Source organism: Salinicoccus sp. CNSTN-B1, from assembly GCF_054792835.1.
In genome coordinates, this window is the sequence record NZ_JBTWMN010000004.1 from 762,697 (window position 1) to 779,729 (window position 17,033).

17 protein-coding genes and 4 pseudogenes are annotated in these 17,033 nt (G+C 46.8%); 16 read left to right on the forward strand and 5 right to left on the reverse strand.

All coding sequences use genetic code 11. The features are described 5' to 3' along the window. Positions 1-158 precede the first annotated feature (158 nt). From ACYF68_RS04435 to phoU, 5 genes are all read left to right on the forward strand, one after another. Positions 159-1,142 (forward strand): phosphate ABC transporter substrate-binding protein PstS family protein, encoded by a 984-nt coding sequence (locus ACYF68_RS04435; RefSeq protein ID WP_461045516.1) that lies wholly within the window; start codon positions 159-161, stop codon positions 1,140-1,142. A 70-nt stretch (positions 1,143-1,212) separates the two neighbouring features. Next, positions 1,213-2,142, forward strand: coding sequence for a phosphate ABC transporter permease subunit PstC (gene pstC / locus ACYF68_RS04440; RefSeq protein WP_344701843.1), 930 nt, complete (start codon positions 1,213-1,215; stop codon positions 2,140-2,142). Position 2,143: 1 nt separating this feature from the next. Next, the gene (pstA, locus tag ACYF68_RS04445; protein WP_461045517.1) at positions 2,144-3,022 is read left to right on the forward strand and encodes a phosphate ABC transporter permease PstA; all 879 of its coding nucleotides are present in this window, start codon (positions 2,144-2,146) and stop codon (positions 3,020-3,022) included. A 68-nt stretch (positions 3,023-3,090) separates the two neighbouring features. After that, positions 3,091-3,888, forward strand: a complete 798-nt coding sequence (gene pstB, locus ACYF68_RS04450; RefSeq protein WP_461045518.1) for a phosphate ABC transporter ATP-binding protein PstB — start codon at positions 3,091-3,093, stop codon at positions 3,886-3,888. Next, positions 3,885-4,529, forward strand: a complete 645-nt coding sequence (gene phoU / locus ACYF68_RS04455; RefSeq protein WP_461045519.1) for a phosphate signaling complex protein PhoU — start codon at positions 3,885-3,887, stop codon at positions 4,527-4,529. Before pstB ends, phoU begins: the two co-directional genes overlap by 4 nt. Positions 4,530-4,711: 182 nt before the next feature. Here phoU and ACYF68_RS04460 read toward each other — a convergent pair whose 3' ends face one another. Then, the gene (locus tag ACYF68_RS04460) at positions 4,712-4,993 is read right to left on the reverse strand and encodes a 4a-hydroxytetrahydrobiopterin dehydratase (RefSeq protein ID WP_461045520.1); all 282 of its coding nucleotides are present in this window, start codon (positions 4,991-4,993) and stop codon (positions 4,712-4,714) included. A 74-nt stretch (positions 4,994-5,067) separates the two neighbouring features. Beyond that, positions 5,068-6,197, reverse strand: a pseudogene (locus ACYF68_RS04465) (NADH-dependent flavin oxidoreductase). A 173-nt stretch (positions 6,198-6,370) separates the two neighbouring features. Here ACYF68_RS04465 and ACYF68_RS04470 point away from each other — a divergent pair. Both ACYF68_RS04470 and ACYF68_RS04475 read left to right on the forward strand, forming a co-directional pair. Beyond that, complete coding sequence (locus ACYF68_RS04470) at positions 6,371-6,496, forward strand: hypothetical protein (protein WP_461045521.1); 126 nt, start codon at positions 6,371-6,373, stop codon at positions 6,494-6,496. 53 nt (positions 6,497-6,549) lie between these two features. Beyond that, positions 6,550-7,143 (forward strand): CHAD domain-containing protein, encoded by a 594-nt coding sequence (locus ACYF68_RS04475; RefSeq protein ID WP_461047489.1) that lies wholly within the window; start codon positions 6,550-6,552, stop codon positions 7,141-7,143. Positions 7,144-7,299: 156 nt separating this feature from the next. On the opposite strand, the gene ACYF68_RS04480 is transcribed toward ACYF68_RS04475, so the two are convergent. Continuing rightward, on the reverse strand, positions 7,300-7,479 hold the full coding sequence (locus ACYF68_RS04480) for a hypothetical protein (protein ID WP_461045522.1): 180 nt from the start codon (positions 7,477-7,479) through the stop codon (positions 7,300-7,302). 229 nt (positions 7,480-7,708) lie between these two features. Between ACYF68_RS04480 and ACYF68_RS04485 the strand changes: the two are divergent. Further along, a pseudogene (locus ACYF68_RS04485) lies at positions 7,709-7,933 on the forward strand (hexameric tyrosine-coordinated heme protein). Between the two features lie 54 nt (positions 7,934-7,987). Here ACYF68_RS04485 and ACYF68_RS04490 read toward each other — a convergent pair. Further along, positions 7,988-8,877 (reverse strand): annotated as a pseudogene (locus ACYF68_RS04490) (patatin-like phospholipase family protein). Positions 8,878-8,979: 102 nt separating this feature from the next. On the opposite strand from ACYF68_RS04490, the gene ACYF68_RS04495 reads away from it, so the two are divergent. The 5 genes from ACYF68_RS04495 (at position 8,980) to nhaC (ending at position 13,289) form a co-directional block, all read left to right on the forward strand. Then, positions 8,980-9,240: a hypothetical protein gene (locus tag ACYF68_RS04495; protein WP_461045523.1), complete on the forward strand. Its 261-nt coding sequence runs from the start codon at positions 8,980-8,982 to the stop codon at positions 9,238-9,240. Between the two features lie 149 nt (positions 9,241-9,389). Continuing rightward, entirely contained in the window at positions 9,390-10,361 is a 972-nt protein-coding gene (locus ACYF68_RS04500; RefSeq protein ID WP_461045524.1) for a YsnF/AvaK domain-containing protein, read from the forward strand. A gap of 388 nt (positions 10,362-10,749) precedes the next feature. Beyond that, the gene (locus ACYF68_RS04505) at positions 10,750-11,454 is read left to right on the forward strand and encodes a ketopantoate reductase family protein (RefSeq protein ID WP_461045525.1); all 705 of its coding nucleotides are present in this window, start codon (positions 10,750-10,752) and stop codon (positions 11,452-11,454) included. Next, entirely contained in the window at positions 11,412-11,834 is a 423-nt protein-coding gene (locus ACYF68_RS04510; RefSeq protein ID WP_461045526.1) for an NAD/NADP octopine/nopaline dehydrogenase family protein, read from the forward strand. The genes ACYF68_RS04505 and ACYF68_RS04510 overlap by 43 nt, the downstream gene beginning before the upstream one ends. Positions 11,835-11,864: 30 nt before the next feature. Then, positions 11,865-13,289, forward strand: coding sequence for a Na+/H+ antiporter NhaC (gene nhaC, locus ACYF68_RS04515; RefSeq protein WP_344701779.1), 1,425 nt, complete (start codon positions 11,865-11,867; stop codon positions 13,287-13,289). Between the two features lie 59 nt (positions 13,290-13,348). Here nhaC and ACYF68_RS04520 read toward each other — a convergent pair whose 3' ends face one another. Then, positions 13,349-14,044 (reverse strand): DUF554 domain-containing protein, encoded by a 696-nt coding sequence (locus ACYF68_RS04520; RefSeq protein ID WP_461045527.1) that lies wholly within the window; start codon positions 14,042-14,044, stop codon positions 13,349-13,351. A 151-nt stretch (positions 14,045-14,195) separates the two neighbouring features. Here ACYF68_RS04520 and ACYF68_RS04525 point away from each other — a divergent pair, with 151 nt between their 5' ends. From ACYF68_RS04525 to ACYF68_RS04535, 3 genes and pseudogenes are all read left to right on the forward strand, one after another. Further along, the gene (locus ACYF68_RS04525; protein ID WP_461045528.1) at positions 14,196-14,543 is read left to right on the forward strand and encodes a TIGR04104 family putative zinc finger protein; all 348 of its coding nucleotides are present in this window, start codon (positions 14,196-14,198) and stop codon (positions 14,541-14,543) included. Positions 14,544-14,956: 413 nt separating this feature from the next. Further along, positions 14,957-15,154, forward strand: coding sequence for a hypothetical protein (locus ACYF68_RS04530; protein WP_461045529.1), 198 nt, complete (start codon positions 14,957-14,959; stop codon positions 15,152-15,154). A gap of 561 nt (positions 15,155-15,715) precedes the next feature. Next, positions 15,716-17,025: pseudogene (locus ACYF68_RS04535) on the forward strand (MFS transporter). Positions 17,026-17,033: the final 8 nt, after the last annotated feature.

The window sequence follows — 17,033 nt, forward strand, 5'->3', positions numbered from 1 at the left end:
GTGATTCAAAATACTTAAATGGTGACCTGGGGTTCGGCTTTGGTGTTTTTTTCATATTTACACAATCTTTACAAACTATTCATTTCAAATTTACATTCATCCGATAGAGTAGGGCTTGTAGGAAACACAACACTTATTTTATTGGAGGAGTTCGGGTAATGAAAAAGAGTATCTTTATGGCTGCATTGCTTATGAGCCTAGTATTCATTCTGGCAGCGTGCGGAGGGGGCAATGCAAGTGATCCATCTGAAGGAAGCACAGGGGACGGAAGCGGAGATGGTTCCGAAGCCAGTACAGATGCAGAAGCTTCTGCATCAGGCAGCATCTCCGGCGACGGATCTTCAACAGTAGCCCCGATTTTTGAACTGATAAACGAAGATTTCAACGCTGAGTACCCAGAAGTCCAGGTTTCCATCGGTGTCTCCGGTACAGGTGGCGGTTTTGAGAAGTTTGTAGCCGGTGAGACGGACTTTCAGAACGCATCCCGTGAAATCAAGGAAGAGGAAGTTTCTGAGCTGGAAAAGGCAGGCATCGACTTTACAGAATTTAAAGTTGCGAATGACGGCCTGACGGTTGCAGTCAATACGGAGAATGATTTCGTCGACTACCTGACTTTCGAAGAGCTGCAGACGATCTACAATGGCGAAGCTGAAACTTGGAGCGATGTCCGTGATGAATTCCCTGATGAAGAAATAACAGCTTATGCACCGGACCAGTCACATGGCACTCATGACTTCTTCAAGGAAGCGGTCATGGATGATGGAGACATTACAGCTGAATTGAACCAGGACACGAATGTCATCTCCCAATCTGTGGCAAGCAGCGAAGATGCGATTGGATTCTTCGGATATAACTACTACATGGTGAACCAGGAAAATCTGAAAGGTGTTCCGATTCAAGGTACGGAAAGTGAAGAGCCTGTTGAAGTCAAAGAAGAGACTGTCATGAGCTATGAATATCCGTTGTCACGTCCACTGTTTGTATACGCCAAGGATGAATCCTTTGAAAATAACGAATCGTTCATGCAGTTCATGGAATACACTCTGAACAATGCTTCATCTGCAGCGGAAGAGGCAGGATATGTTGCACTGACTGAAGATGAAATGAAGGAACAGAAGGACAAGCTCGAAGCATTCAAGTAGGTATTTGGCACAATAAAAGCAACTGGACGGGAAGTCCCCGTCCAGTTTAAAGCATTTTGAAACGAGGTTCATTATGAGTGATTATAATATTCGTGAAATGATAGACAATAAAAAGGGCAGACGGAGTACAGTCTTTATGGAGAAGGCAGTGCCGATCATCTTACTTCTCATCACGTCGGTATCCGTATTGACGACCATAGGTATCCTTATAACATTACTGTCAGAGACGGTAATGTTCTTCACCCGGGTCTCCCCGGTGGAATTCCTGACTTCGACCGAATGGTCTGCGTTCAGCTCTGACCCTGAGTGGGGTATTTTTGCCCTGATCATGGGAACTATGAAAATCACTGTGATTGCAGTCGCTTTTGCAGTACCGATTGGCCTTGGGGCTGCCATATATTTAAGTGAATATGCAAGCGATCGGGTGCGCCGGGTAATCAAGCCGATACTCGAAATCCTTGCCGGCATACCGACTGTCGTTTATGGGTTTTTCGCCTTGACTTTCGTCACTCCTCTGATCAGGGGCGTATGGCCTGAAGTCAACCTTTTCAACGCAATCAGTCCAGGTCTCGTCGTCGGAGTGATGATCATACCGATGATTGCAAGCCTGAGTGAGGATGCGATGAGCTCCGTTCCGAATACCATTCGGGAAGGGGCACTCGGTCTCGGCTCTACAAGACTCGAGACGGTGTTCAAGGTTGTCCTGCCTGCTGCCGTTTCGGGCATCATGGCCTCGATTGTCCTTGCGGTTTCCCGGGCAATCGGCGAGACGATGATCGTTTCGATTGCAGCAGGGAGTACTCCCAATGCAAGCCTGAACATCATGGAGTCCCTACAGACGATGACGGGCTTCATCGTTCAAGTAGCCTCGGGCGACGCCACTTACGGCAGTGACGTCTACTTCAGCCTCTACGCCGTCGGCATGACGCTTTTTGTCTTCACACTGCTGATGAATGTGATGGCACAATGGTTCTCACGGAAATTCAGGGAGGAATATTAAGATGGAATTGATCGATAAAAAGTCTATAGGAAAGAGATTGAAAGGAAGGCTGATGCTCAACAAGGTGCTGAAGTACATCTTCCTCCTGTGCACCCTGGTGGGACTGGTCGTTTTGGCAACCTTGTTGATCGATACGATCATCGACGGGTGGAGCTACTTGACGGCTGACTTTTTCACGAACTTCAGCTCGAGCCGTCCTGAGAATGCAGGCATCAGAGGCGCACTTATCGGTACATTATGGCTGATGGGCACTACAGCGCCCATCGCAATCATCCTTTCTGTAGGTACAGCCCTTTATCTGGAAGAATATGCACCCAAAAATAAGCTTACCGGCTTCATAAAGATAAACATCTCGAATCTCGCTGGGGTACCATCGGTTGTGTTCGGTCTACTCGGCCTTACGCTGTTCGTCAGAATGGCCGGACTCGGGAATTCCGTCCTTGCGGCCGCACTGACGATGTCGCTTATGATCCTGCCCGTCATCGTTGTGGCTTCCCAAGAGGCCATCCGGTCGGTTCCATCTTCCATACGTGAAGCATCCATTGGCATGGGGGCGACAAAATGGCAGACGATTACCCGAATCATACTTCCCGCCTCATTACCGGGGATCATCACAGGAATCATTTTGTCACTTTCCCGCGCAATCGGGGAGACGGCTCCCCTCGTCGTCATCGGCATACCGACGATTCTGCTGTTTACACCGACAAGTGTATTCGATACATTCTCAGCGCTGCCGATGCAGATATTCTCGTGGGTCAAAATGCCCAATCCAGAATTCCAGTCCATTACAGCGGCAGCGATACTCGTGCTTCTGTTCATCCTGTTCCTGATGAACTCCGTAGCAATTTATATAAGGAATAAATACTCTAAACGTTTTTAATCTGGAGGCTTTAATATGACTTTGACAAAAGTAAAAGAGGAAAAGATATTAAAATAATAGATGACCCGATGACCCGAGGTCGGCCTCGGGTCATCGAGCCGGTAGGGCAATCCCAGCCGGTCTTCCAGTCAAAGGACTTCAACCTGTGGTATGGGGATAACCATGCTCTGCAGAATATCGACCTTGACTTCAACAGGAATGAAATCTCCGCAATCATCGGTCCTTCCGGGTGCGGCAAATCCACTTTCATAAAAGCCCTGAACCGTATGGTGGAACTCGTGCCCATCGTGCGGACGGAAGGGGACATACTCTACAGGGATCAGAGCATCTTTGATAAATCATTGGCTGTGGAGGAGCTGCGCACAAAGGTGGGCATGGTATTCCAGAAGCCGAACCCATTCCCGAAATCCATCTACGACAATGTCGCATACGGTGCACGTGTTCATGGCATCCGCAACAGAAAGGTGCTGGATCAGGTGGTGGAAAAAAGCCTTAAGGGCGCGGCCATATGGGATGAAGTGAAGGACAGGCTGAGCGATAACGCCTATGGACTTTCCGGCGGCCAGCAGCAGAGGATCTGCATCGCCCGCGCGTTGGCGATTGAACCGGATGTCATTCTGATGGATGAACCGACAAGTGCACTCGACCCGATTTCCACAACCAAAATCGAAGATCTGATGCAGAAGCTGAAGAAGGACTACAGCATCATCATCGTGACACACAATATGCAGCAGGCAGCCAGAATATCAGACCGCACGGCGTTCTTCTATCAGGGTCGTGTCATCGAGTATGCCCGGACGAACGTCATCTTCGAGAAACCGAGAGATCAGCGTACCGAAGACTATGTTTCCGGAAGGTTTGGATGATGGCCTACCGTGAAAAGTTTTCCGATGAGATGGAAAGGCTCTATGACAATGTAAACGCACTCGGTCACGAGTGCTACGATCGGCTGAGGGGGAGTGCGGGAGTCCTTTCGAGCTCAAATACGGAGTATGGAAGAAAACTCGTGGCCGATGATTTCAGGATCAACAGGTTGGAAGAGGAGATCAACACACAGGCCATAAACCTGATAACTACCCAACAGCCTGTGGCCACCGACCTCAGGCTCATCATCTCTAGCATCAAAGTGGCCGATGATCTCGAACGGATCAGCGACAACATCAGCAACCTTGGAGAGGTGAGGAAGCGGGTACGCATTACGAATGAAAGGCTGCTGCTGCGTTTGTCCACGATGGAAAATCTCGCACTGCTCATGCTAGCAGATGTAAAAACAGCCTATGACACAGAAAATGTTGAACTCTGCACTGAAATCATCATGCGGGATGAAGATATCGACGCACTCTTCGTCCAGATCACCACATCAGACATCTTTGAGGAGACTGATGCTTTCCTGACAGGCCAAAGCCAATTGTGTGCAAAATATCTGGAACGAATCGGAGATCACATAAAGAATATGGCGGAACATGTCTTCTATGTACTTACAGGAGACAAACATGAAAGCAGATGAAATAGATCCTGGAATCCTCCAGGGTCTATTTCTATGCGATAATTTCAGGTTATGGTTTTTCTTTGGTACACCGAATCTCTGCCTATCACAAAAAAACTCCCTCCAGGTTTAAAGATGCGTTGTTTCATCTGTGAACCTGGAGGGATCTAGTTCCATTCTATCCAATTATTTTTTGACTTATTTCATCTCATTTTCATACAGCCGGTAGATGTTCTCACACGCTTTACCGCCTTGGATGTCTTTTTCAGTAAGCTGTTTTCTGGAAAAGTCGTCCATGACACGGTAACTGCGGTATGGTTGATCACAATTTTAGGATGGTGCTGGACACTTTCTGCATAGATGCCAACCTTCTCGACAAATGAGATGGCATCCAAATAGCGGTCGAATTTGAAGGTGCGTTTGATCTTTTCGTCTTCGAGCGTCCAGTCATGCAGTTTTTCGATTTCGGCTTTAACATCAGTCATCATGACGCCTCCTTATAGATAGTACTACAATGCATCTACCCTGGGAAGGGCGGTGACAACCATCGTTATAATGCTTACTGGTCTTTACGGGGCACCGGATAGAATCCTTTTTTGAGCTGCTGCCAAAGGGGTTCCGGCAAGTCGTGCTTGTCTGTTCTGTCCGGATCGAACACATTTGTAATCTGATCTTCTTTGCCGTGTTCGATCTTATGGACGAATTCATGGTCAAGCAGGAGAACACGGCCGAGCCCAAGCAGATCGACGCGTCCGGTCTTGATTGCGTCTGCTGCCTGATCCGCTTCGAATATGGATCCGATGCCGATCAATGGCATACGGCCGTCTATCCATTCATGGAGCAGGTCAACGCGCTTCATCCCTTCATATTTACCCGTACGCACTGTGGAATGGACGTCGAATAATGAGACGTGGAGATAATCGAGAGGGCGGGTGACGAGCTTCTGGATCAGTTCTTTGGTGATTTCCATATCGATACCCGGGTCAGCCGGTTCTTCAGGTGAAAACCTGTAGCCGACGATGAAATCTTCATCTCCATGGTTTTTGGCTGACTGGACCACTTCATCCACCACTGCGAGCGGGAAGCGGTAGCGGTCCTGGCCCCATTGGTCTGTCCGCCTATTGAAATGGGGGACACGAACTGATGGATGATGTAGTGGTTTGCACCATGGATTTCGACACCATCGAAGCCAGCCTCTACAGCACGACGCGTCGCTTCGCCAAATGCTTTTATCGTCGACTCTATTTCATCCGGCGTGATCTCCCGCGCATCGTGCGGTTCTTTCTCATTGAAGCTTTGCATGGTGATGGCGCTTGGTGCAGCCGAGTCGCCTTCTGGCGTCAATGCGGGTAAGGCCTGCGCACCACCATGGTGGATCTGCAGAATTGCCTTGGCGCCACCGGCCTTCATTGCTTCAACAAGGCGGGACATCCCTTCTACATCAGAGTCGCGGGCAATCGACGGTTGACCTGGGAATGCCTTGCCGAGGCCTGAGACGTTTGCTGCGGCTGTAAGCGCCAGACCGACATCTTTGGAGCGTTTACGGAGATATTCAATTTCAGCCTCGGATACTGTCCCATCCTCATTTGAAGAAATATGCGTCAGGGGTGCGAGGACAAATCTATTTCTGAGTGCAGTACCGTTTGGCAGTTGCACCGTTTCGAACAATGGTTCATATGCTTTGGTCATCATATAGGGTTCCTCAGATTCTACTCTTTATTGCAACAAAACATACTATACAAGTCGAATTTATATTTATCAATTCATCTGTTCAGTTGGCAGGGAGACTTCTCGATATGCAGTAATTATGTCGATAAAGGGTATAGTAGGGTGAAAAGCATGAGAGAAAGGGGAGGAACAGAATGGAAGCACTTCAGGAGATATTATATAAGCGGCTGAAGAAACTGAAGCAGGCGTATAGGGACTACGAAAATAATCCATATAATCCGGCATTGGTGCATGAATTGCGTGTGAACGCCAGAAACTAAGGAGCATTGTCCATTTCCTCAAGCATGCGTTCGGTAAGAAGGAATATGATCTTATCAACCGCGAATTGAAGGCATTCGGAAAGACTTATGGGCGGCTTAGGGAACTCGATGTACTGACGGAAGTATGCAGTACAATCGCATTGAGGCAGCCGGACTTGAGCGACCATTATTACGATATGTTCAAACATCTGCGGGAAGAACGCAATAGGGAGATGAAGCGGACGTTCAACAAAACGCACGTCGAAGCATTTAATAGAATGCTCGAATCCGTCGAGCAGGCAATCGATATGTTATCCATCGAAATGGATACAAGTCTTGAGGATTACATCACTGACAGGCTCAAAACGAAAAGGGCTGCGCTCGTCAAAGAATATGAAGAATTGGATATGACCGATTACAATGCAGTGCATGACGTCAGGAAGCGGGCGAAGAAGTTGAGATACTCTGCCCGTTATTTGAGGCCTTTGACAGGGAAGAAGCATAAGAAGACCATTAAAAGGATGAAGAAGATCCAGAATGCGTTGGGCAACTACACGGATGCCCATGTAAACGCCGAACTGCTCGATCAACTGAGGGACAAAACGAAAAATGAGGAGTTGCAGAAGCTGTTTGCTTATATGGGCAGGATAGAGAATCAGTCTAAATGATTTTAGAGAGAGCCAATTGTGCAGTCAAAAAATAAAGCGGGGATCCCAAACATCGGATTCCCCGCTTTACTTTATTGCTGCTTCTTAGACGCTTCTTCACGCAGTTCATTATAGTACAGCACGCTTGTCATCGCGCCCTCGTCGACCATGTTGGCATCATGTTCTTCGTTCTGGCTTGCCCAACTGGATCATATAAGGGTCATCCGTCCAGGTACTGGCCTTCTTGATGACCTTGTCTACACCGCGTTTGACCGTTTTCTGGTTTTCTTCCTTCGATAGATAGGCAGCTCCTGCCAGAATCCCCGCTGCACCAATCAACTTTGTAACTTTCCCCATGAAATATCCTTCCTTTCCATTTGAGAAAATGACGGTACTTCTCATCCAATATTTGTTACCTCTATTATCTCATAATTGTCTGTAAAATGGAAATATAGAGAATATTTTTTGATGTGTCGACAACTACAACAATGATTATGCATAGAATGGGATGGTAAAAAGTTACAATCAGGTCTCGGTTTCGATATAATGTAGGTGAGGCATACAATATATCGGGAGGGATCCGTTTATGAAAGAATGGCTGACAACCTTAAAGACAGACACACCGCAGCAGGGATTCGATCTGGCAGTGAAGTTGGCACGTAAGGGCGTAGGGCTGACGTAGCCCGATGCGGCAGTGCGCAAAAAACTGCGGCGGCACTACGCAGAAAATGCAGACAGTCTCACAATGGCGTCCCAGGTGATTGCGATCCATTACCAGACGATTGCTGCTGCCAATGATTATTGGAAATGAGCGTAGAAGAGTCTAAAAGGCGCATACATCGTATGCGCCTTTTAAGAGGTCGTACTATGTCGTTTTACCTTGAGCACCCTGAGTCTGGGTGGATGAAGTGGGCCTGAGAAAAGAGCGGAGTGCATCGTAATGGGTTTTGGCATCTTCCCAGCCTAGTTGATAAAGGGCTTCAAGCCGTTCTTTCTTCCGTTCTGCACGTCCGACCTTCAAATCCACTGAAGGGCTGAGGATGAAAGCTGCACCATTCTTCTCCTGTCTGTGTACATAGTGGAGTGATTCATTATAGAAGCGGTAGCGGGTGGCAAGCCTGTCGTTGATTGCCGGATGGTTTTTGTATTTAATGAGCTTCGATATCCGGCCGGGCTTTTTATAGTACCCTCGTGGCTTGGTCAAGATGACGACATTTTTATGGAAACCATCATTTTCCGACTTTTTGATCGGAATCGAATCGGAGATGCCGCCGTCCAGCAGTTCCCGCTCTTCAAACTCTACACTCGAAGCGACGAAGGGCAGAGAACTGGAAGCCCTAAGAAGTGTCGCGATGGATGTGGCGTCGTAATCCCTTTTCTTGAAGTAGGCAGGTTCCCCGTCTCACAATCGGTGGCGACGATGACGAACTCCTCCGACTCCTCCAGCAATGTATCCACATCGAATGGGACAAGTGTATTGGGTATTTCATCGAATATGAAATCCATGCCGAACAGCTCACGCTTTTTAATGTAGTTCGATAAGGACATGTAGCGTTTGTCGTCCATATAGTCCAAATTCACTTTGCGGTTGCGGTCCTTCTGGCGCGCCAGATAGGAGGCGCCCATACAAGCCCCTGCAGAAACCCCTATGACATAAGGAAAGTAGAGCCCTCGACTCATGAAATATTCCAACACTCCAGCCGTATATAATCCACGCATACCGCCACCTTCAAGCACCAATCCTGTATCCGTCATAAAAGTGACCCCCCTATTTATTAAATGATTTAAGCATATAATAAGCCATTCTATCAGATATCAGCGTCCCATGTAAGAGGCCAGGATGGTGAGGGGTGTAATATGATACACTTGAATGACTACGAATATGGAGGGTCTGGTATGCGTGAATGGAACATAACAGCAATCGTACTCGGGCTGACTTGGGTGATTACATCCTATTCAGTGATTCGAATAATACTTGCCTCCTCGCCGGATGCATTTCCCGTGGCCTTTATAGTGACGATCATAATCCTTCCACCCATTCTGATAAGAGTGCTATTCGAGAGTGTACTTAAATATGATTTTTTCAATAAGGATTACAAGTCAGGCAGGAAGAAGTAGGCCGGTGACTTCCCATGGTTCCATTTATTTTTATTGCATATGAAAAAACGTTTCAATGATAGATGCATGGGTATATTTTGAATGAGTCCAGCATATATGGAAATATCCATATCGCAGTACTCACAAATTGTAACGAGGAGGAATGGAAAATGCGTAAGATTGAAGCACTCCCTACAGAACAAGATGTAAAACAGAGACTTGATGAACTTAAAGCAGAAGGCGTCGCAGAGGACGACATTACACTCGTCTCCAACCGCGACCTGCAAGCTGGAGGTGCATTTAGTGCCTATTCCGGCGTTAATATCAAACATTCTACAGGCAGTACTTGGGACAAAGTGATGTCATTCTTCACTGGAGATGACCCTGAAGATCAGACACTCAATAGCATGAACCTGTCCTCGGAAGAAGAACGTGAATACCGGGATGCATTGGATGCAGATAAAATTCTGCTCCATGTATCAGATGAAGGCAGTAGAAACGATACAGCTCAAAGTGATATGAATAGAAATGATGCAGCTTACGGCAGCGGCACTGTAGGCGCTGCGGGAGCAGGTCACACACCTGGTGTCGACCGCGAAGACGATAACCTGGGCGACAAGCCTGGTGCCGGATTCGATGCAGACCGCAAAGACCGGAATCATGACGATGAAGCCACGATGGAATTGCGTGAAGAACGTCTCAATGTTGAAAAAGATAATGTACAAACAGGTGAAGTCAACGTAGATAAACATGTTGAAACTGAACGTCAGGAATTCGAAGTGCCTGTTGAGCGCGAAGAAGTGACGGTTGAAAGACGTAAAGTGGATGATGAGCGTCCAGCTGGCGGCGATTTCACAGACAGCGATGAATCGGTCCGTGTGCCGGTCAATGAAGAACGTGTCAATGTCGATAAAGAGAGCGTTGTATCTGAAGAAGTCGTCATCAAGAAAGATAAAGTCAAAGATACTGAACATGTGTCCGAAGATGTACGCCATGAAGATGTCGACATCCAGGAAGACGCAGGAGACCGCGGACTGGATAAGGATCGCGGCTTTGATAAAGACCTGGACAGAGATAGAGCAGATGGAAGACAGTCTGATTTTGACTACGATGACAACAAAGGAAGAAACGACAGAATATAATAAGAGAAACCACGGCCCTGGGGCACTGCTCTAGGGCCGCGGTTTTTGTATGAGGCAGTGAATATACTTATATTCCGTAAGATGAGGGCGCCCCTGCCGGTGCAAATTACGCTATAGAGTCAAATCACCACAGTCGTGGGTCTTTCAACATACAGTTAACGATTGATTGTTTGTGTAAGGACATTTAAGCTTAAAATGTGTGGTGACTGAACTTTATATCAATTACGTTCAAAGGGGGAGGGTTTTTTGAAAATATTAAAATTAGTTTTGACGTTCATTTTGGGAATGCCTATTGCATTTATTTTTATTGTATTATTCGGTAACCCGATGGTGTAGGGCACTAAAATGAGAAGATCATGGATATTTTGAAGAAAGGGATGGAGATATCATGAAGGTTTCAATCATTGGTGCCGGGAACGGCGGCATTACTGCAGCTGCAGATCTTACTGATAGGGGATTCGAGGTTTCGTTGTTCGGCGCGATGGGGTTCACGGATGATTTGTCAGCAATCGAAAAGAATGGGGGCATCACTTTGAAGGACGAGAAGGGGGAGCGTCTTGTGCCGTTCTCGAACGTCACCTCGGACATTGAAGCTGCCGTTTCAGGAGCGGATGTCATCATGTTGACCGTGCCTGGCTTTGCGATTGAAAATATAGCGGAGCAGCTTGCGCCTGTAATGACGGAAAAACAAGTGGTATTGATTAACGGTGCAGCCGCGATGGGTGCTGTGAGATTTGTGAATAAGGCCCGGCAATTGGGCATCGACAAGGCTTTCACTATCGGGGAGACCAATTCGCTTACATATGGCACGCGTGCGTTCCCGGAAGAGGCGCGGGTCGAGGTGTCTCTGTACGTCAAAAAAGTCTTCCTTGCTGCATACCCGAGCTCGAAGACGGACGAAGTGCTGAACGTCTGTTCACAATTGTATGACTGCTTTGTGCCCGCTGAAAGCAGTTGGCATGCAGCATTGGAGAACGGCAACCCTGAAGTGCATCCTGGCCCTGCTTTATTGAATGCGGCAGGATTGATTATTCGGAAGGCGAATTCTGGTTGTACAAGGAAGGCATCACCAACCATACAGTCAAACTGCTGAAGGCGGTCGAGAGAGAACGGATGGCAATCGGCAAGGCGTTTGGATACGACTTGGAGGATGCGAGAGAGAGTAGGGCCAACCGGGGTTACTTTGAAGATGATGGGCGGACACTTAAAGAACTGTTCAATACAAGCGCAGTCTATTCCAATATAAAAGGGCCGGTTTCCGTAAACGCCAGATATTTTACCGAAGACATTTCAAGTGGCCTCGTATTATGGTCAGGGATGGCGAAAGCAGCTGGTGTTGCAACCCCGAACATTGATGCCATCATCACTTTAGGCTCGACCTTGCTTGATGAAGATTTTTACGAAAGTGGACTTACCTTGGACAGCCTTGGCTTTTCAGGACAATCAGCAGAAGAGCTGATCAGGAGTGTATAAAATAACGCAACAGATAAAGGAGCAGGATATATGAAGCGTGCACCAACATTTTTTGAATCCATATCATGTTTTATAATTTTAGGTTTGGTCGTCGGAGTCGGATTCGGCTACTTCGGCATCCCGATCCAGCCGCTGCTGCTGGTTGCAGCAGCCTATGCAGCACTCATCGCGCTGCGTGTCGGATTGTCGTGGAGGGAGATGGAAGAGGGCATCATCCTCCGGCTCAAAACGGCGATGCCGGCAATATTCATTTTGTTTTCTGTCGGCATCATCATTGGCACTTGGATCTACGCCGGCACAGTGCCGATGATGATCTACTACGGTCTGCAGATGATCAATCCGACCTATTTTCTTGTCACGGCCTTCGTCATTGTGGCGGTAGTATCCGTCGCCACCGGTACGGCCTGGGGATCCACAGCGACTGCAGGTGTCGCTCTGATGGGGATTGCGGCTGAATTGGATGTCTCCTTGGCCATGGCCGCAGGTGCGGTCATCTCCGGTGGTGTATTTGGCGATAAACTATCCCCGCTGTCGGATACGACCAATCTTGCGCCCCTTGTCGTCGAAGTTAACCTCTTTGATCACATCAAGCATATGCTCTGGACGACGGTACCGGCATCAATCGTCGGGCTCACCGTGTGGTTCTTCGTAGGGGTCAATACGGAGTATGGTTCACCGTCTGCCGACAATGTGCAAGGATTACTGGGTGAGTTGGATATGGTCTACAATTGGAACCTGTTCATGCTCATTCCGTTCATCATCATTTTATGGGGGGCTTTCACCCAAAAACCTGTTGTGCCGATGATGCTTTTGTCGTCGCTGGTAGCGGTCTTCATCGGGATGTTCTCCAACGGCTTCGCACTCGTCGATGGGTTTACTGCGATGGCGAACGGCTTCAGTACTGACATGATAAAAGCATCAGGCTTCGATGCGGCAGCTTTGTCCGAAAACGCGACGACGCTGATTGCGCGCGGCGGAATATTTTCCATGACGACGATTGTAGTGACGATCTTTTGTGGGTATGCTTTCGCCGGCATCGTTGAGGCGGCAGGCTGCCTGGATAAGATCCTCGAGAGTTTTTCACGCCTCATCCACTCCACATGGCAGCTGGTGGGTGTGACGATACTCGGCAGTGCAATCATTGTATTCACAGCCGGTGTCGCTTCGATCTCCATTATCATGGTGGGTGTGCTTCTGCAGGATGCGTATGCCAAGCAGGGGCTTCATGCCAAAAATCTGTCACGGACGCTGGAAGACTCGGGAACCATGCTGCTGCCATTCGTACCGTGGGGCGTCTCCGGCATCTACTACTGGGAGATTCTCGGCGTGAGTGTCGCAGATTATTGGATCTGGGCAATTCCCTGCTACTTATGTGTCGTATTCGCAATGATCAATGCCAAGACCGGCATCGGCATTGCGAAAGCGGACGATCAGGCCACTGCTGGATCGCGTTAGGAATGACACAATCAAAAGGCGCCATCTAATATTTTAGATGGCGCCTTTTAGTATTAACATTAGTATAGGATGAAGACGAGCAGCATGATGATCGGGATGGCCGGCAGCATATTGGCCACCCGGATGTTGACGATACCGAGCAGCCTGATGCCGATGGCGATGATCATGATGCCGCCGACCCCGGTTATCTGGGCGATGAACTGCGCCATCATTTCAGGCAGGATGAAGCGGTCGATCTGGGCTGCAAACAGGGTGATGGATCCTTGGAACAAAAACACCGGTAGGGCAGAAAATATGATGCCGATGCCGAGTGTCGAGGTGAGGAAGATGGAGAAGATTCCATCTATCAACGACTTTGTGAACAGCAGCGTATGATCGCCACGCAGGCCACTGTCCAATGCCCCGACGATGCCGACCGCACCGACGACATAGACGAGCGTCGCTGTGACGAACGCCGCCGCCACACCACCTTCTTTCGCGCCGGTCTTCGTTTCCAGCCAGACGCCGAAGTGGTTCATCTTTTCTTCAATCTGCCATTTCTCCCCAAGCATGGCGCCGAACGCTATACTGATTACGACAATGATGAGGCGTTTGCTTTCCATGGCCATATCAATGCCCAGGACGATGACTGTAATGGATAGCCCTTGGATGATGGTGGTTTTCATATTCTCGTTGATGTTGCGCCAGAACAGTCCGATGAAGCTTCCGGTGATGATGGCCAGTACGTTTACGGCCGAGCCGAGCAGAGACAGCATGTAATTTCCTCATTTCATTGATGTAAAGCGGCTTGAGCGCCATTTTGTTAATTCGTATAATTATATTATTCTAGGAATTGAATGTCAAAAGGATTTTAGCTAAAGTGAATAAAGGAAGCGGTTAGAAATGAGCGGAAGGGAGGAGACAACGATGCCGACTTGCCAAAATTGTGGTAGTAAATGGAGTTGGAAGCAGACCTTTAAGCGGTCGTTTATATTAATCGGTGGAATGATTTGTCCATATTGTGGGGAGAAACAGTACCTCACAGCACAGATGAGAAAAAGAAGCACCCTAATTATGCCTATAGTGATTTTTTTAATTTTGTTAGGTAATCTTTTCTTTGGATCTTCTTATATTGTCTTATTCGCCATTTTAGTCGTAATGCCTCTAGCAGCTATAATATATCCTTTTTTGTTGAACTATCGAATGAAGAGGAACATCCATTTTGAGGTGTTTTATATTTTTGGGATTGGAATTGACAGCTTGATTTTAAAATAAAGGGTTCTTTTTCCATCTATTCATTTACACAAGATATTTTACGCTCTTACTAAAAGATATAAATAGAAGTAAATATAATATATACAAAGGCAGCAAGAAATAAGATGCTTGTTTTCTTGTATCCTTTTATGTAGTCATCAATTGCGATTGTCAGGAATAGCATGGCCATAGCTATAAAGGCCCACGGCATCAATTGATTGTTATCGGTGATTAGTACCCACAAAGAAAATGTAGCAGTGATACCTGCAAAGATGAGTCTCAATATGAAAAGCATAGAATACTCCTTTTTTAATGTTGATGAGAAATTATTTCTCGTGGATTATTTGAGCAAAATAGAAAAATGCCTTTGTTCCAATTTTGCGAAGGTATATATCAACAACTCTATAACATAAGAAAGCGAAAGGATATACTTTATGACGAATGAAAATAAGAAAGCTTGGTTAAATTTGGCGTTACCTATTATATATACGTGTGTATTATTCTTTGTTCCTGAAATAATGGATGATTTTGTGAAATTCATCATTACTTTATTTATTGTTATTATCATTCAGTTTTATTTCACAAAATTTTTGAATAAGAAATTTCCATCTAGTGATGATTTAAAGGATTGAGATTTAAATATTCTACACGTTCTTATGGATTCCAAATTGTATCTTCTATTAATATTTTATACATAAAAAACACTTGCCACAAGTATTTGTTTCAAAACTCTAAAGCATGGTAAGAGATAATTAATAATAAAAGGGGGATTTTGACTATGCAAACATTATTCTTCTTTGGTGGGTTGGTATTTTTATTCCTTCTAGGTGTCGGAATCTTCAGTACAAGCATTTATACTCTCGGTAAAATTATTCTCAACAGATAATGTTCAATTAAACAATTTTCGTGGGACGGAATCGAAAAAAACCTAATAATTCAAGTGTTGTCGGTAACGGAAGCCGTAAGGTCTCTGTCCACCGGCTTTTTTATTTATTCAGGTGGTTTTACCAAACAGTTTCTTGACATAGTAAAGAATGCACAAGGTATGGGACTATCGAAAAATAGTTAAAAGTAATACTAGACCATTACCCCTTACAGTAAAATATCCGGAGTATTTAATAGATGTGGGAATTTAAAGAATATTATGATAAGGTAATAACTGATGTAAAATTTAGTGGAAAAGAGGTATGGAAATGGATAAAAAATTAAGGAGGAAGGTGCTGGTCGCGAGTCTGGTCGGATCCTCGATCGAATGGTTCGACTTCTTTCTGTATGCGGCAGTCGCGACAATCGTCTTCAACAACCAGTTCTTTGTAACCGATGATCCGGTCGTCTCGACGATGCTTGCCTACTTTGGACTGGCACTGTCATTCTTCATCCGTCCGTTCGGTGGTGTCATATTCGGCCATATTGGAGACAGGGTGGGGCGTAAGAAGACACTCATCATTACGTTAAGCATGATGGGAATCGCAACGGCCCTGATTGGCCTATTGCCTACATATGGACAGATCGGTCTTATGGCACCGATCTTACTGATGGTCCTCAGACTCATCCAAGGTCTCGGTATAGGCGGAGAGTGGGGCGGTGCACTACTGCTTGCTACAGAGTATGCGCCGAAGGAACAGCGTGGCTTTTTCGGCAGTGTGCCCAGATGGGTATCACAATTGGTCTGGTGCTGGCATACACGAGCTTCTTCATATTGACAGGGCTGTTATCGCCGGAAGCTTTTGAAACGTGGGGCTGGCGTGTGCCGTTTGTGTTGAGCTTGCTGCTGGTTGGATTCGGCTTGTGGATTCGTAAGGATCTGGACGAGACGCCTGCTTTCCAGGAAGCGAAGAAAACCCAATCCGTGCAGAAAGTACCTTTAATCGAAACATTCAAGCGTCATCCAAAAGAAGTGCTGATCACCTCATGTGCAAAGTTCGTTGAAACGGGGCCCTTCTATATATTCACGACGTTCATCGTTGGATATGGGACCAGCCAGCTTGATGTATCATTTGAATTCATGATGATTTCAATCGTCATCGCCGCATTCCTGACGACGATCATGATCCCGATCATGGGAGCTTTGTCTGATAAAGTGGGGCGCCGTAAGATGTTTTTAATCGGTTCGTTTGCCATGTTGGTCTATGCGTTCCCGTATTTCCTGATCGTCAATACGCATGAACCGATACTTGTCATCATCGCAACATTGATTGGCCTGACCGTAATCTGGCCACCGATCACTGCAGTGCTCGGCACGATGTTCTCTGAAGCATTCAGTAGGGAAGTACGGTATACAGGCGTTACGATCGGTTACCAGATCGGAGCTGCGTTGGCAGGTGGATCTGCCCCATTGATCGCCCAGTTCCTGATGAATGAATTCAACGGTTCGAGTGTACCTGTATCACTCTATATCATATTTACCGCAATCGTATCAATAACAGCAGTATGGGCGATAAAAGGCGTCCAGGCGCAGGATCTCGAATACGCACAGGACCAGGCGGCAAAAGCAAAAGTATAGAAGGAGCT

What these genes read in the sequence shown, in the direction of transcription:
- ACYF68_RS04435 (WP_461045516.1), top strand. Translation starts at nt 159, where the DNA reads ATGAAAAAGAGTATCTTTATGGCTGCATTGCTTATGAGCCTAGTATTC.
- pstA (WP_461045517.1), top strand. Translation starts at nt 2,144, where the DNA reads ATGGAATTGATCGATAAAAAGTCTATAGGAAAGAGATTGAAAGGAAGG.
- pstB (WP_461045518.1), top strand. Translation starts at nt 3,091, where the DNA reads ATGACCCGAGGTCGGCCTCGGGTCATCGAGCCGGTAGGGCAATCCCAG.
- phoU (WP_461045519.1), top strand. Translation starts at nt 3,885, where the DNA reads ATGATGGCCTACCGTGAAAAGTTTTCCGATGAGATGGAAAGGCTCTAT.
- ACYF68_RS04460 (WP_461045520.1), bottom strand. Translation starts at nt 4,993, where the DNA reads ATGACTGATGTTAAAGCCGAAATCGAAAAACTGCATGACTGGACGCTC.
- ACYF68_RS04470 (WP_461045521.1), top strand. Translation starts at nt 6,371, where the DNA reads ATGGAAGCACTTCAGGAGATATTATATAAGCGGCTGAAGAAACTGAAG.
- ACYF68_RS04480 (WP_461045522.1), bottom strand. Translation starts at nt 7,479, where the DNA reads ATGGGGAAAGTTACAAAGTTGATTGGTGCAGCGGGGATTCTGGCAGGA.
- ACYF68_RS04495 (WP_461045523.1), top strand. Translation starts at nt 8,980, where the DNA reads ATGATACACTTGAATGACTACGAATATGGAGGGTCTGGTATGCGTGAA.
- ACYF68_RS04500 (WP_461045524.1), top strand. Translation starts at nt 9,390, where the DNA reads ATGCGTAAGATTGAAGCACTCCCTACAGAACAAGATGTAAAACAGAGA.
- ACYF68_RS04505 (WP_461045525.1), top strand. Translation starts at nt 10,750, where the DNA reads ATGAAGGTTTCAATCATTGGTGCCGGGAACGGCGGCATTACTGCAGCT.
- nhaC (WP_344701779.1), top strand. Translation starts at nt 11,865, where the DNA reads ATGAAGCGTGCACCAACATTTTTTGAATCCATATCATGTTTTATAATT.
- ACYF68_RS04520 (WP_461045527.1), bottom strand. Translation starts at nt 14,044, where the DNA reads ATGCTGTCTCTGCTCGGCTCGGCCGTAAACGTACTGGCCATCATCACC.
- ACYF68_RS04525 (WP_461045528.1), top strand. Translation starts at nt 14,196, where the DNA reads ATGCCGACTTGCCAAAATTGTGGTAGTAAATGGAGTTGGAAGCAGACC.
- ACYF68_RS04530 (WP_461045529.1), top strand. Translation starts at nt 14,957, where the DNA reads ATGACGAATGAAAATAAGAAAGCTTGGTTAAATTTGGCGTTACCTATT.